The organism is Paenibacillus sp. FSL R7-0297, from assembly GCF_038009025.1.
In the GTDB taxonomy this organism is placed as follows: domain Bacteria; phylum Bacillota; class Bacilli; order Paenibacillales; family Paenibacillaceae; genus Paenibacillus_AQ.
Genome location: NZ_JBBPAQ010000001.1, coordinates 6,236,606 through 6,252,271, shown reverse-complemented (window position 1 = coordinate 6,252,271; position 15,666 = coordinate 6,236,606). Strand labels below are relative to the sequence as shown.

The following is a 15,666-nucleotide window of genomic DNA, read 5'->3' as shown; positions in this document are numbered from 1 at the left end:
TATTGCAGAGTCGTTATCCTATATGGGATACGGGTTCTGAGAAAGAACAATTTATAAGTCTTGACAGCGTATACAAGTCCATGTTAATTTTTAGTGGGGAAACCGGTTTCCCTGAAGTGAGTAAGATGAGGCTCTAGACGGTAGCTTGTTCTTTTTGTTAGAAAGTGTTGTGCATATGCATTTATGAGAGGGAGATGAAGAATGAAACGTAAACATTGGCTTATCCCCGTCCTTATCACATCTATGGTTCTTTCGATCACGATGAATTTATTTGTTCTGCCTCCAGTTAAGGTTGAAGCGGCCAGTATCGGCACGGTTACAGAGAATGACACGATTTATCAGATTATGGTTGACCGTTTCAATGACGGAGACTCCTCCAATAATGCCACAGGAGCCGCCATCCGCTATGGGGAGACCTCTGAAGAGGATTTCCGCTATATGAAGGGTGGAGACTGGCAGGGAGTTATCAATAAGCTCCCCTATATTCATAATATGGGCTATACGGCGATCTGGATCTCTCCGGTTGCCGAACCGCAGATGACTAACCGGGAGAATAACGGAACAGGGAAGAACACAGCTTACCACGGATACAATGTCAAAGACCCTAATGCGGCCAACCCTTATTTCGGTACAAAAGAGAAGCTTAAAGAGCTGGTTGATTCAGCGCATGCGCTCGGAATCAAGGTCATCATCGACGTGGTTCCGAACCATATCGGCGATTATATGCTGGGAACCCAGGCTTATTATGATATCCCGGCATTGCAGCCGGTAGCCCCTTTCAATAATCCGGCCTGGTATCACCATAACGGGGATATCAACTGGTCGCTGGCAGACGGACGATATGATCAGTGGGCCCAGGATTATTTGGAGAATCACGATCTGGGCGGACTGGATGATATCGACTTCGATGTTCCTGCCGCCAAGCAGGCCATCTTCAGCTCGATTAAAGGCTGGTTTGATTATACAGGTGCGGATGGTGCCCGCGTTGATGCCGCCAAGCTGATGAAGCCGACGGATATCGGGGAGCTGCAGACGCTGCTGGGCGTGAACACCTTCGGAGAGAATTTTGACGGCAATGCCGAATTTGTCTCCCGCTGGGTTGGCAGCAGCAAGGAGTGGGGCATGCTCGATTTCCCGCTATTCTTCTCTGTCTTGAACAGCTTTGCTTACGGACAATCCTTCGATTCTAATGTTAAGAGTACACTGGCTCTCGATTCCTATTACAACGGCAATGCGAATCATATGGTTACCTTCATTGATAATCATGACCGCAACCGTTTCCTGACAGAAGCCGGAGGCAGTGTAGAGAAGCTGCAGAATGCCTTGTCCTTCATCTTCACTGTGCGCGGAACCCCGGTGGTGTTCCAGGGGACAGAACAGAACAAAGGCAACGGGAACGGCCAGATCATGACTGGCGGCATTGCCGATACATGGAACCGCTGGTCCATGGTGAAGCGTGATGCAAGCGGCAACGTGGTGGAGAATTATTTCAATGAGAACGCCAGCACCTACAAGCATGTAGCCAAGCTTAACGAAATCCGCAAAAATAATCCTGCGCTGCGCACCGGCACCCAGCGTGAAATGTGGTCTGCCCAGAATCTGTACGCGTTCTCCCGCCGGATTGACAGCGGGACCCATGTGGGACAGGAAGTCATCTCCGCATTCAGTAATGCTTCGGGCGGGTCGCAGACGGTTACGATTCCGCTGCGCGCTGAGAGCACTCTTACTGTAGGGACGGTACTGATTAACCAGTTGAACACCTCTGACACGGTAACCGTGCAATCAGGCGGCGCGACCGGCAAACAGATTACGGTTACTCTTGGTGCGAATTCCGCCAAAATCTATTCGAAGACACAGCCTATTGTGGATACTCAGGCTCCGACTGTACCAACGAATGTAACAGCCACTGTGCAGAATGCATCCAGTGCGATTGTAAGCTGGTCAGCTTCCACGGATAATGCCGGAGTTACAGGGTACGAGATTTACCGTAATGGAGTCAAGATTGGAACCTCGGCAACTACCTCTTACACAGACAACGGCTTGTCTGGCAGTACAAACTACTCGTATACAATAAAAGCGTATGACGCCGCCGCCAATCTGTCGGCTTTCAGTGCAGCTGCCCTGATCGTCACGCCTGCCGGAAATAGTGTGACGATCTATTACAAGCAGGGCTACACCACACCTTATATCCATTACCGCCCGGCTGCGGGCACCTGGACGACTGCGCCGGGTGTAGCGATTCCTGCGGCTGAAGTGGCAGGTTACAACAAAATCACCATCAATATCGGTGCAGCCACCCAGCTGGAAGCCTGCTTCAACAACGGCAGCGGCACCTGGGACAGCAACGGCGGCAGCAATTATCTGTTCGGAACGGGCACGTGGACGTATATTCCGACAGGAACGATCCAGGCAGGGGGGCCGGCCGGGCCGACTGCGACACCAACGGTGACGCCAACGCCGACCGCAACACCAACAGCTACATCGACCGCGACACCAACGCCAACCGCAACACCAACAGCCACACCGACCGCGACACCAACGGTTACACCGACAGCAACCCCTGTGCCAACCGCCACTCCGGTAGGGAATACAGCGACGATCTACTACAAGAATACGGCCTATACCAACTCTTATATCCATTACAAGCTGGATGGGGCAAGCACCTGGACGACCTCGCCGGGCGTGCAGATGCAGGCATCCACATTCAGCGGCTACAAAGCGATTACCATCGAGCTCGGAACCGCGACCGGACTTACTGCAGCGTTCAATAACGGCAGCGGAACCTGGGACAGCAATGGCGGCAGCAATTATCACTTTGGCGCGGGCAGCTCAAGCCTTGTGGGGGGAAGTCTTACCACCGGAGAACCTCAGGCGGACAGCGTGACCTTCCGGGTCACTGTTCCGGCCACCACTCCAGCGAGCGGGCCTGTCTATCTGACCGGGTCGTTCAACAGCTGGAATGCGGCTGACCCCGCATATCTGCTGACCAAGGGCAGTGACGGAGTCTATTCCATCACCCTGAGCCTTCCGGCAGGGACAGCAGTGACGTATAAGCTGACGCGCGGCAGCTGGGCTACGGTAGAGACCTCATCCGGTGGAGCAGATATTGCGAACCGAGCGCTCACGCCGGCGGGCGGCGCACAGACCGTCAACCTGACCGTGCAGCGCTGGAAGGATCAATAGGGAATGACAGGGGGGCGAAGGATGAATTCCGGCGCCCCCGTTCTTTTGAATAAGCTGATGTGGTTGAAGAGAGAGGAGTTGTAAGCTGATGAGAGCATCCCGGTATTGGCGCAAAATCACAGCCCTGCTGCTTGGTGTGCTTCTGATGATCCCGGCAGCAGCCACTAATGTCTCGGCAGATATTGCCGCTACGCATGTGTACCATAACCATATGCCGAATTTCTGGGCGTACTATGATTTGAACTCCTATAACGCTGCCCCGGCAGGAAGTCCGATCCGCTATACGTATGATGGTGAAGTCATCCAGTTGAAGCAGAACCCGCCTGCGGGATATACCTATTATTTGCCGAACGGCTCCCCGATGCCGCATGATGATCTGGTCTCCTATTATTCACATCACGCGAAGACAGGAGCGTACTTAACCTGGCCCTGGAGCGTGGCGAATACGCTGCACAGCAATTATCCCCAGGCACAGATGCATGTTACAATGTCCGGCTCGGTTGTAAATAACGTGAATAGTATTATTCAGCAGGGTAATGTAAGCGGATACAGTAATCCAGCTTGGGGTGCCCCCTGGAAGAGCGCCGTTGATCAGCTCAAAACAACAAATGGCAGCAACATGCTTGATCTGATCCATTTCTCCGGACATCACTCCATGGGTCCGCTGGTCGGCAACGACTATTTGCTCAAGGATATGATCTATCATGGAGCCACATTGGCTCAGCCTTATTTTCTCGGAAGCAGCTATAAGTCCTCTAAAGGGTTTTTCCCGACAGAGCTGGGTTTCTCTGAACGGATAATCCCCGTCCTTCAAAAGCTGGGCATCCAGTGGTCCGTTATCGGCAACAACCATTTTTCCCGCACGCTTAAGGACTATCCGCTGCTGAACAGTCCCGGCACGGATACGATGGTCTCACCGCCCAACCGCAGTGATCTGCAGAATGTCAGCACTGTAGGCTCCTGGGTAAATGAACCGATGTTCAACGAGCAGCAGGTTGTCTATAACAAGTATCCTTTTGCCTCCACAGCCCATTGGGTCCGCTATGTGGACCCGGCAACCGGGGCAGAATCCAAAGTGGTCGGCGTTCCGGTTGCACAGGCGCAGTCATGGGAAGAAGGATATTTGGGCCAGGTAAAAGCGGATGTGCTTAAGCCGTATGAGAATCTGGTCGCGCAGAAGCAGATTTTTGTGGTGGCTCATGACGGGGATAATTCTTCGGGTAGGGCCGGCTCCGAGGAGACCTGGCGCAATGCCGGGAATGTCACCTATGCCAGCAGCGGTGTAACCGGAATGGGGATTGACGAGTATCTGCGCAATAATACACCAGCAGCCTCCGATGTTGTCCATGTTCAGGACGGCTCATGGATTGATACCCGGGATTCCTCCTCTGATCCGACCTGGTACCACTGGCATCTGCCGTTCGGCATCTGGAAAAGCCAGTTTGCCAGCTTCAATCAGGTGAACGGCACCTCTTATGCGCCGAAGAAGAATCTGTCCGGTGTCGAAGAAGGCATGACCGTATCCTTCGAGAAGGGTTACCATTATCTGGAGCGTAACTTCGCCTTGCTGCAGGCTTCCCTGAATTATGCCAAGACAGCCGAGCAGATCTGGCTGGATGAGCATCCGAATTACTGGAAGCCGGTTAATCCGATTGACCGTGAGGTGACTTACGAGGGCAATCAGCTCAACCCTTGGATGATCTCCTATCCGGTAAAAGGGAACACCGCAAGCGATTATGCCGGCGGCGCCAATCCGGCTGAATTGGCCTGGTATTTCCTGCTCCCGGCGATGGACTCCGGCTTCGGGTATTACGATGAGAATGTGGATGACAGCGTGAAGCCGGCACTGTCCTTCAATCAATCGCTGTATTTCTCCAAGCCTTATGTTACACAAAAGCTGGCCAAAGACAAAACCGGCCCCTCCGTATGGTGGCCGCAGCGTTACCCGTACAATCCGGGCAGCGCCAATGTCAGCAAGGCTGAAGGCTGGACGCTGCAGCATTTCAATAATGTGTTCTCCATCTATACCTACGCTTTCGACACCAGCGGAATCAGCGATATCAAGGTGAAGGTCCGGGCACACCGCGACAAGACGGCAGATGCTGCGGACAATACTTTCAAGGTCTATGACCCGGCGGGCCTGGCTGCAGCAGGAATATCCAATATTGACCCTGCCAAGGTCGGTGCCTGGACGGAATACCCGATGACAGTCCGCGATCTCAGCACGGATATCAACGGGGTCGACTGGCAGCCAAGCAGCAAGGCGATCATGCAGAAGGTTCCGGCTAAGGACATCGGCAATCTGTATTTCAGTTATATCTCGGATTATCGTGACCAGCTGGTGGACTACTATATTGAAGCCAAAGACGCTAAGGGTAATGTAACGAAAAGCGATATCCAGCAGGTCTACGTCGGAGCAGGAAAATATACATTGGCAAACGGAAAATATACTGAGAGCATGCAGGGAACCGTTGAGGGCACGCATCCGTTTATTACCGATGTGCCTGCAGTTCCGGACACGGAAGCCCCGTCTGTGCCGGCTAATCTTCAGGCAGCTGTGGTCAATGCCTCCTCGGCCTTGCTGACATGGAATGCAGCTACCGATAATATCCGTGTGACAGGTTATGAGATCTATCGCGATGGCATCAAGATCGGTACATCACCGTCTGCTTCGTATACAGACAGCGGCTTGTCCTCCTCTACGACGTATGAATACAAGGTCAAAGCTTATGATGCTTCGGGCAATCTGTCCGGACTGAGTGCGCTTGCATCCGCCACAACACCGGCGGGGAATAATGTGACGATCTATTACAAGAAGGGCTACACCACACCGTACATTCACTACCGTCCGGTTGCGGGTACCTGGACGACTGCGCCGGGCGTAGCGATTCCTGCGGCTGAAATGGCGGGCTATAACAAAATCACGATCAATATCGGCTCCGCCACCCAGCTGGAAGCCTGCTTCAATAACGGCAGCGGTACTTGGGACAGTAACGGCGGCAGCAATTATCTGTTCGGCACCGGCACCTGGACCTATACCCCTACCGGGCAAATCCAGGCGGGCGCCCCGGATGTTCCGACGGCCACGCCGACCGCCACGCCAACGGTTACGCCGACAGCGGTGCCAACGGCTACGCCGACAGCGGTACCAACGCCAACCGCAACACCAACAGCCACACCGACCGCGGTGCCAACGGCTACGCCGACAGCGGCACCAACGCCAACCGCAACACCAACAGCCACACCGACCGCGACACCAACGGTTACACCGACCGCAACCCCGGTGCCAACCGCCACTCCGGTAGGGAATACAGCGACAATCTACTACAAGAATACGGCCTATACCAACTCTTATATCCATTACAAGCTGGATGGGGCAAGCACCTGGACGACCTCGCCGGGCGTGCAGATGCAGGCATCCACATTCAGCGGCTACAAAGCGATTACCATCGAGCTCGGAACCGCGACCGGACTTACTGCAGCGTTCAATAACGGCAGCGGAACCTGGGACAGCAATGGCGGCAGCAATTATCACTTTGGCGCGGGCAGCTCAAGCCTTGTGGGGGGAAGTCTTACCACCGGAGAACCTCGAGCGGACAGCGTGACCTTCCGGGTCACTGTTCCGGCCACCACTCCAGCGAGCGGGCCTATCTATCTGACCGGGTCGTTCAACAGCTGGAATGCGGCTGACCCCGCATACCTGCTGACCAAGGGCAGTGACGGAGTCTATTCCATCACCCTGAGCCTTCCGGCAGGGACAGCAGTGACGTATAAGCTGACGCGCGGCAGCTGGGCTACGGTAGAGACCTCATCCGGTGGAGCAGATATTGCGAACCGTGCGCTCACGCCGGCGGGCGGCGCACAGACCGCCAACCTGACCGTGCAGCGCTGGAAGGATCAGTAACTGGCTGCATTCCGTGCTTACACCAAAAGTTGGTTTAACTATTAGAAGCGAAAATGCTCTCTCCTAACTACACTTTAGTTAACAACCCCACAAGTTGCCAGTAATCGCTGGTGGGATTAGCGCGCAATATTTCATTTCTTTCTTCACACCTGATTCGTTACCGGCAGAATTAGACTCTGAAGAAGCTCTGCAGGCATAATTGTTGTACGTTTTACAACTTTGATCCCTAGATATCTGGATGTGTGGAAGGATTGTTGTATGAAATACAACAATCCTTCCACAAAACTTCTTTGAGAAGGAGAAATGCTGTATTTGGTACAACAATTTGGTATTTGGACCAATATAATAGAGAAAATGTTGTATTTTATGCAGGATTTTATAAAAACCTATCTAGTCTGAGCTACAATAAGCGGTTGCATTGGTATTTGTGCTGGTTAATACCATTTAAAGGAAGAATATTGATCTATAGACTATAATGTGTGTTAAAAGAATAGCTCCTTTTAAATGGTGTGTGGTCCAGCCATTTAAAAGGGGCGATTTCTTTTTTCTATTATTTTATGGAGGGGAGGATTAAGGGTTGGAGTGTTGAGGTGTTGGAGTGTTGAGGTGTTGGAGTGTTGAGAGTGTTGGGATTGCTGGAGGGTTGAGGATTGAAGGGTTGAGGATTGAAGGATTGAGGATTGAGGATTGAGGATTGAGGATTGAGGATTGAAGAATGGAGGGCTGAAGCTTTCAATGATTTAAAGGGTCTACAGGTTTGCCGTAACTTCCCCCTCTTAAACAGCGGAGCGGACGGACTGATTGTGGAGAAGCGATAGCGTTCGCCTTTGTTCCCGGATTTTCACCGCTAAGGAGAATAAATAAAATCCGGGAACAACAGCGATCGGAACAACGGTCCGTTTGCGGAGCGTCCACAGCAAGTTTAAACGTCCCTCGTACAGCGATCGGAACAACGGTCCGTTTGCGGAGCGTTCACAGCAAGTTCAAACGTCCCTCGTACAGCGATCGGAACAACGGTCCGTTTGCGGAGCGTTCACAGCAAGTTCAAACGTCCCTCGTACAGCGATCGGAACAACGGTCCGTTTGCGGAGCGTCCATCCAAGTGCTAAAGCAGCTTTTACTCCAAGCGCCAAATAACATTCATCCACTCCCATTTTACACTCCGTTGATAATCGCCGCCGGAACTGGTATTTTGACGAAAATGGAGGTAGGATGTTCACAAGGACACAATGATAAGGAAGAGGACTACTACTGATGAAACCGTTCCGCGTTAGGCTTACATTCATACTCATGGCCCTGATCGGGATCTCCATGACCGGGGCTGGCCTTACAATGGCCCAACTGTTTAAGGACTCACATATTTCCGTACTGGAAGAAAACATGTCCCGGGAAATAAATCTGCTCTCCGGCACATTTACGTTCAAGGATATGCACGGTCCGGACGCCATGGATTATTATACAGACCAGGCCCGGACGATATCCACACTGACAGGTTCGCGCATCACCTTCATTACGAAGGAAGGCCGGGTAATTGGTGATTCGGAACGCAATCCGCTGGAAATGGACAACCACTCCACCCGGGAAGAGGAACTGCTCGCCGCGAAAGAGGGGATTGGCCGGGCAATCCGCTACAGTGATACGCTGGACCAGGAAATGCTCTATGTAGCAGGTGCGGTAGTTTCTGACCAGGGCTTTGACGGATATATCCGGCTCTCCATGGGGCTGGATGCGGTGACGGAAGGACTGAACCGGGCGTGGATGATTATGGCCGGAGGACTCGTGCTGCTGTTTATGGCAGCCACTTTTGTGAGCTATAAAGTAGCCTCCAGCATGACCTCACCCCTAGAGCAGATTACCAGAGTAGCGCGGCGTATCACCGATCTGGATTACGATGCCCGTGTGCCGATGAAGCGCAAGGACGAGGTCGGTCAGCTGGCGACAGCGATCAACGCGATGGCGGACAGTCTCCAGGCCCAGCTGAAGACCATCCGCGACAACGAGGATCTGCTGCAAAGCGTACTCGATAACATGACCGGCGGGATCGTGATGATTAACGCTGAGGGGGAGATAGCCCTGCTCAACCGTGCGGCAGAACGGCTCCTTGATGTGAAGAACAGCGAGATGACCGGGCATTCCTACAAAGAGATCAAACATCATTATGAGCTGACCCGGCTGATTGAAGAAGGCGTATCCCGTAATGAACCGGTCCATGAAGAGCGTATTATCTATAATCCGGTGGAGCGGATTGTACGCCTGGACGGAGTGCCGATGATTCAGGACGGTTCCACCCGGGGAATGCTGTTCCTGCTGCAGGAGGTTACGGAAATCCGCCGTCTGGAGAAAATGCGCAGCGAATTCGTCGCGAATGTCTCCCATGAGCTGAAGACCCCGGTAGCTGCGGTAAAAGGCTTCGCCGAAACCCTGCTCGGCGGGGGTGTTACGGATGAGAAGACGGCACGTTCGTTCCTGCAGATTATTTATGATGAGAATGAACGGCTGAACCGCCTGATTGGAGATATTCTGGAATTGTCCAAAATTGAATCCAAACGCGTCCAGCTAGACTGCTCGCCGGTTCATTTGATCGAGTTCTTCGATTCTGTGCTGGAAACACTCAGCAAGGTGGCGGAGAAAAAGAAGATCACCCTGAGCTCGGATGTACCTGCTGAGCTGTTTATCGAGGGAGATGAAGACAAGCTGCGTCAGATCTTCATGAATCTGCTCTCGAATGCGATCAACTACACGCAGGACGGGGGAAATGTAAGGGTCACCGTAGCCAATGTTCAAAAGGCAGACGGAACGGAGAGTGTGCGCTTTACCGTGAGCGATACGGGCATGGGGATTCCGCGCAAGGATCTGCCGCGGATCTTCGAGCGTTTCTACCGGGTGGACAAAGCCCGCTCCAGAAGCTCCGGCGGAACCGGCCTGGGCTTGTCCATCGTGAAGCATCTGGTAGAGCTGCACAGGGGATCAATTACGGTAGAGAGCGATCTGGGCATCGGCAGCTCTTTTATCCTGGAATTACCGCTGCTGCAGGAAGAGAACGAGTAACCTGCCAGCAAGGATTCAATTCTGTAAGGACATCCGTCTTAAGCCTGTGGAGAGGCGTATGTCCTGATTTGATTGTATGCCGGCAAAGGGGTAATATTAAATTCGTAATTTTACACCAAGTTAACATTGTGGTGCTATGATGTGCATGTGTGCAGTTTTGTAAATTTAATAACCTATGAAAAGACGGGGGAACCTATGGCACAACGATTGCTTGTCATTGAAGACGAACCGACACTAGCCCGGCTGCTGTCTTATAATTTGACACAGGAAGGCTATGAAGTGACGGTGGAGGATCATGGAACGGCAGGATATGACCGTGCGACTAGAGAACCTTTTGATTTAATCGTACTGGATCTTATGCTGCCCGGCATGAACGGCATTGACATTCTGGATAAATTGCGTGGACAGGGCATACGTACACCGGTCATTGTGCTGACGGCCAAGAATGCCGAAGAGGATGTAGTCCGGGGCCTGAAATCCGGGGCCGATGATTACATAACCAAGCCGTTTGGAGTCTCCGAATTACTGGCCCGTGTCAGCGCGGTTCTGCGCCGGATATCGGGGCTTGCCGAGGAAGCCCCCCCGGAAACGGCGGTATCCGCTTCGACCATTATCCTGGGACAGCTGGAAATCTACCCGGAACGTTATGAAGTTTCGCTGGGTGGACAGAGTATTAATCTGCGTCCCAAGGAGTTTGAAGTCCTGCTGTATCTGGCCCGGAAGCCGGGTGTGGTTCTGACGCGTGATGATCTGATGAATGCGGTCTGGGGTTTCGATTATATCGGCGGCCAGCGTACTGTAGATGTTCATGTCAGCTCGCTGCGCAAGAAGCTTGAGCTTGATCCAGAATCCGTGCATATTGATTCCATCCGCGGCGTAGGCTATAAGCTGGTCGTGAACAAGAAGAGAACACCAGTCATTTGATATGGCGGTGTTCTTTTTCTGATACACCTGTTCTGCTGAATTTTGATTTTACACAGCGTTAACAATTCTCTAGAGCTCTATTTACACTGAAAGCTTATCATGGGGAACGAAGATGATGAGAAGGAGACTATAGAAACTAATGAAATCCATCATTGACATAGAGAAACTTGATCTCTACTATGAGTCATTTCACGCGCTGAAGAATGTGGATCTGCAAATTCCGGAGAAACAGGTTACCGCTTTTATCGGTCCTTCCGGCTGCGGAAAGTCCACGCTGCTGCGTACCCTAAACCGAATGAACGACATGATTCCCGGAACGCGTATTGAAGGAACAGTAAACATCGGCGGTAAAAATATTTACAGCGACGAGATTGAAGTGGAAAGCCTGCGCAAGCAGGTAGGGATGGTGTTCCAGCAGCCCAATCCTTTTCCCAAGTCGATTTATGACAATGTAGCTTATGGTCCGCGCCTCCATGGGGTGAAGGGCAAAGCCGAGCTTGATGTCATTGTGGAGCAAAGCCTGCGCCAATCCGCACTCTGGGAGGAAGTGAAGGATTTCCTCAAGAAGTCTGCCCTCAGCTTGTCCGGTGGCCAGCAGCAGCGTCTCTGCATCGCCAGAGCCCTTGCCGTACAGCCGGATATTCTGCTGATGGACGAGGCCACCTCTGCACTTGATCCGGTGTCCACGCTGAAGATTGAGGAGCTGGTACAGGAGCTGCGGGATAAGTATACGATTGTAATGGTCACGCATAATATGCATCAGGCCGCCCGGGTGTCGGGGCGCACTGTATTTTTCCTGAACGGAGTTATCGTGGAGGCTCAGGATACGGAATTACTGTTCTCGAATCCCAAAGACTCCCGCACAGAAGATTATATATCCGGACGCTTCGGTTAAGCGGCAGAGGAATTCGTTTTCCGGAAGGAAATCAGCTGTATAAGCTGAACTTAAGAAGAGGGACGGCGGTTTCTTAAGTTCACTCTATATGACCATATGTTTTTGAGGAGGATCGTTTTCAATATGATTCGCAGAAAAGAATTCGATAAAGATCTGGAAGAGCTGCGCAATCTGCTGGAGCAGATGGGCGAGCATGTTACGGATGCGCTGGAAGGTGCAGTACTCGCTTTGCAGAATCTGGACACCGTGCGGGCACAGGAAATTGTTAAGAACGATTTACGGCTGAATGCGATGGAAGACCGGATTATGGAGATCGGCTCACGGCTGATCATCACCCAGCAGCCGGTAGCCAAGGACCTGCGCCGCATTATTGTAGCCTTCAAAATCTCCAGTGACCTCGAACGTATGGGGGATCTGGCACTGGATGTGGCTAAGGTAACGATGCGGATCCAGGGGCAGCAGCTGATTAAACCGCTTGTGGATATTCCGCGGATGGCCGAGATTGTTACGGTAATGATCTCAGAGGCAATTCAGTCCTATTTGGATGAGAATACGGATCTGGCCTACAAAATGGCCCAGGACGACGATCAGGTCGACGGGCTGTATAGTGCAATGATTAATGAACTGTACACTTACATGGTTCAGAAGCCTGAGTCGGTTAATCAGGCTATGCTGCTTACGCTGGTTGGCCGCTATATTGAGCGTATCGCGGATCATGCGACCAACATTGGCGAGAGCGTAGTTTATCTTGTAACGGGCAAACGTCCGGACCTGAATCAATAAAAGCATAAGGCACGACAGCAAGCCTTCATCCCCGGAGGCTTGCCTTTTTTGTTTTAAAGCGCCTTCTGATTGGAAATCCTGCTTAGAATGCCTGAAGCTGCAGACCTGGTGTGAATCCGTCCGGCTTCATTATAGGCTTCACTAGAATCAATCATCCTTATGTTTCAACTTGGTGCGGGGCATATGGTACTATATAAGAAGTAAGCAAGATAAAGGCGAGGTGCTATAGTGGACAAGCTGATACTGATTGATGGAAATAATATCATTTACCGGGCGTTTTTCGCGATGCCGCCGCTGACGAATACAGCAGGACAGCAAACGAATGCGGTGTACGGTTTCACGACAATGCTTCTGCGTTTGATTGAAGAGCATAAGCCGAGTCATATGATTGTGGCCTTTGACGCCGGTAAGATTACCTTCCGGCATGAAGGGTATGAAGACTATAAAGGCGGACGCCAAAAGACTCCGCCGGAATTGTCTGAACAGTTCCCGCTTCTGAAGGAACTGCTGCAGGGATTAGGGGTGCCGCAGTTTGAGATCGGCGGCTATGAAGCCGACGATATTATCGGCACCATCTCCCGCGAGGCGGATGCCGCAGGGCGGCAGGTGATGATTGTGTCCGGGGATAAGGACATGCTACAGCTGGCGTCCGAGCATACAACCGTCGCGCTGGTCCGTAAGGGCGTTACGGAAGTAGAGTTGTACGGGCCGCAGCAGATCCGGGACAAATATGATCTTACCCCGGAGCAGATCATCGATCTGAAAGGGCTGATGGGCGATGCCAGTGACAATATTCCCGGTGTGCCGGGAGTAGGGGAGAAGACAGCGCTTAAGCTGCTTCAGCAGTTCGGATCGGTGGAAGGTGTACTGGCCGGAACCGGTGAGCTGAAGGGCAAGATGAAGGAAAAGCTGGAGGAGCATGCTGACAGCGCCATCATGAGCAAGAAACTGGCGACGATCTACCGCGAAGTTCCGCTGGCGCATGCCTGGGAGGATATGGTCTTCAGCGGTATTAATACGGATACGGCTGGCCCTGCACTCGCTAAGCTCGAATTCAAATCCCTGCTCGAACGCCTGTCGCTGAGCGCCTATTCCCATACGGCCGATGGCAGCAGTTCCGATCCAGCAGCGGTGGAAGCGGCAACGCTTAATATCACTATTGTGGATGAAGCCGGACTGGCGGACCTGATTACTGCGCTGCCGGGCATTTCGGCGCTGCATGTGGAGTCGAATGGTGAGAATCCGCACCGTGCGGAGGTCATTGGTCTCGGGCTGTCTTCGCCGGAGCAGCACTACTTCGTGCCGTTTGCACTGCTGAAGAGTGCCGCAGCGGCGCCGCTGCGGCACTGGCTCGGCGATGACAAAGCGCCGAAGAGCGGGTATGACCTGCACCGTGCCGATCTGGCGCTGCATTGGCAGGGGATTGCTTTTGCCGGAGCTGCTAATGATGTCCAGCTTGCCGCATATCTGCTCGATCCGACGGAAGCGAACCAGAATCTGAATGATCTCACGAGCAAATACGGTCTGCCCCGCTTATCACCGGATGAAGATGTATTCGGCAAAGGGGCCAAATATAGAATACCTGAGCTTGAGATTCTCGGAAACCACGTAGCCCGCAAGAGCGCAACTGTGCTTGGCATCGTGCAGAAGCAGCAGGAGGAGCTGGAAGAGACCGCGATGACCGGACTGTTTCAGGATCTGGAAATGCCGCTCTCGCGGATTCTTGCCGATATGGAGAAGCAGGGCATTGCGGTTAACAAAGATGACCTCATAGAGCTCGGCAAAGAATTCGAAGCACAGATCTCCAGGCTGGTTGGAGAAATCTATTCGATCTGCGGAACCGAATTCAATCTCAATTCACCGAAGCAGCTGGGGGAAATCCTGTTTGTGAAGCTCGGCCTGCCTGTCGTGAAGAAGACGAAGACCGGGTATTCCACCGATGCCGAAGTGCTGGAGAAGCTGGCTCCTTACCATGACGCTGTGCGCCTGATCCTGCAATACCGTTCCATTGCCAAGCTGCAATCCACCTATGTGGAAGGCCTGCTGAAGGAAATCTCGCCGGAGACCAGGAAGGTACACACCTTCTACCGGCAGACGATTGCCGCTACGGGACGGCTCAGCAGCCAGTTCCCGAACCTGCAGAATATTCCGATCCGGCTGGAAGAAGGCCGCAAGATCCGTAAGGTGTTCGTGCCTTCCGAACCCGGCTGGTCGATTCTGGCGGCGGATTACTCGCAGATTGAGCTGCGGGTGTTGGCACATATCTCCGGCGATGAGCGGATGAAGGAAGCTTTTGTAGAAGACATGGATATTCACACGAAGACCGCGATGGACGTATTTGGCGTTACTGCCGATATGGTGGACAGCAATATGCGCCGTTCAGCCAAAGCGGTTAACTTCGGAATTGTGTATGGCATCAGCGATTATGGCCTGTCACAGAACCTGAACATTCCGCGCAAGGAAGCGGCCCAGTTCATTGAGCAATATTTCGAAGTGTTCAAGGGTGTCCGCCGCTATATGGATGATATCGTCGTAGAGGCCCGTAAGCAGGGGTATGTGACCACCTTGCTGGAGCGCCGCCGCTACCTGCCGGAGATTAACGCGAAGAACTTCAACTTGCGTTCCTTCGCCGAACGTACCGCCATGAATACACCGATCCAGGGGACGGCTGCCGATATTATCAAGCTGGCGATGGTTCACATGGACAAGGCGCTATACGAGCGCGGGCTGAAGAGCCGTATGCTGCTGCAGGTACACGATGAGCTTGTATTCGAGGTGCCGGAAGATGAACTGGAGCAGATGAAGCTGTTGCTGCCGGAGGTTATGGCCGGAGCGCTGAAGCTGTCCGTTCCATTGAAGGCAGAGGTAAGTTTTGGAAGTAACTGGTATGAAGCGAAATAGGCTCCCCGCATCTGCTGGATATCCGGTA

The 15,666-nt window shown here is 52.7% G+C and carries 7 protein-coding genes; all 7 read left to right on the top strand.

Translation table 11 applies throughout. The annotated features are described in order from the left end of the window. The first annotated feature begins 201 nt into the window (after positions 1–201). The 7 genes from MKZ24_RS27340 to polA all read left to right on the top strand — a co-directional run bounded on the left by MKZ24_RS27340 (position 202) and on the right by polA (position 15,638). Positions 202–3,183 carry a carbohydrate binding domain-containing protein gene (locus MKZ24_RS27340; RefSeq protein ID WP_340788676.1) on the top strand — a complete coding sequence of 994 codons (2,982 nt, stop codon included), beginning with the start codon at positions 202–204 and terminating at the stop codon, positions 3,181–3,183. Positions 3,184–3,271: 88 nt separating this feature from the next. After that, positions 3,272–7,087 (top strand): carbohydrate binding domain-containing protein, encoded by a 3,816-nt coding sequence (locus tag MKZ24_RS27335; protein ID WP_052416199.1) that lies wholly within the window; start codon positions 3,272–3,274, stop codon positions 7,085–7,087. A 1,254-nt stretch (positions 7,088–8,341) separates the two neighbouring features. Next, entirely contained in the window at positions 8,342–10,135 is a 1,794-nt protein-coding gene (gene pnpS, locus MKZ24_RS27330) for a two-component system histidine kinase PnpS (protein ID WP_042234678.1), read from the top strand. 195 nt (positions 10,136–10,330) lie between these two features. Then, positions 10,331–11,059: a response regulator transcription factor gene (locus tag MKZ24_RS27325; protein ID WP_039304977.1), complete on the top strand. Its 729-nt coding sequence runs from the start codon at positions 10,331–10,333 to the stop codon at positions 11,057–11,059. A gap of 139 nt (positions 11,060–11,198) precedes the next feature. Next, on the top strand, positions 11,199–11,954 hold the full coding sequence (gene pstB / locus MKZ24_RS27320) for a phosphate ABC transporter ATP-binding protein PstB (RefSeq protein ID WP_039304980.1): 756 nt from the start codon (positions 11,199–11,201) through the stop codon (positions 11,952–11,954). Positions 11,955–12,077: 123 nt separating this feature from the next. Then, a complete protein-coding gene (gene phoU, locus MKZ24_RS27315; RefSeq protein WP_039304983.1) occupies positions 12,078–12,737 on the top strand; it encodes a phosphate signaling complex protein PhoU in 660 nt (219 codons plus the stop codon). Between the two features lie 228 nt (positions 12,738–12,965). Beyond that, positions 12,966–15,638, top strand: a complete 2,673-nt coding sequence (polA, locus tag MKZ24_RS27310; protein WP_042234680.1) for a DNA polymerase I — start codon at positions 12,966–12,968, stop codon at positions 15,636–15,638. The last annotated feature ends 28 nt before the right edge of the window (positions 15,639–15,666 follow it).

Excerpts from the sequence above, each read along its gene's own strand:
- MKZ24_RS27325 (WP_039304977.1), top strand. The coding sequence starts at position 10,331 with ATGGCACAACGATTGCTTGTCATTGAAGACGAACCGACACTAGCCCGG.
- MKZ24_RS27335 (WP_052416199.1), top strand. The coding sequence starts at position 3,272 with ATGAGAGCATCCCGGTATTGGCGCAAAATCACAGCCCTGCTGCTTGGT.
- pstB (WP_039304980.1), top strand. The coding sequence starts at position 11,199 with ATGAAATCCATCATTGACATAGAGAAACTTGATCTCTACTATGAGTCA.
- MKZ24_RS27340 (WP_340788676.1), top strand. The coding sequence starts at position 202 with ATGAAACGTAAACATTGGCTTATCCCCGTCCTTATCACATCTATGGTT.
- phoU (WP_039304983.1), top strand. The coding sequence starts at position 12,078 with ATGATTCGCAGAAAAGAATTCGATAAAGATCTGGAAGAGCTGCGCAAT.
- pnpS (WP_042234678.1), top strand. The coding sequence starts at position 8,342 with ATGAAACCGTTCCGCGTTAGGCTTACATTCATACTCATGGCCCTGATC.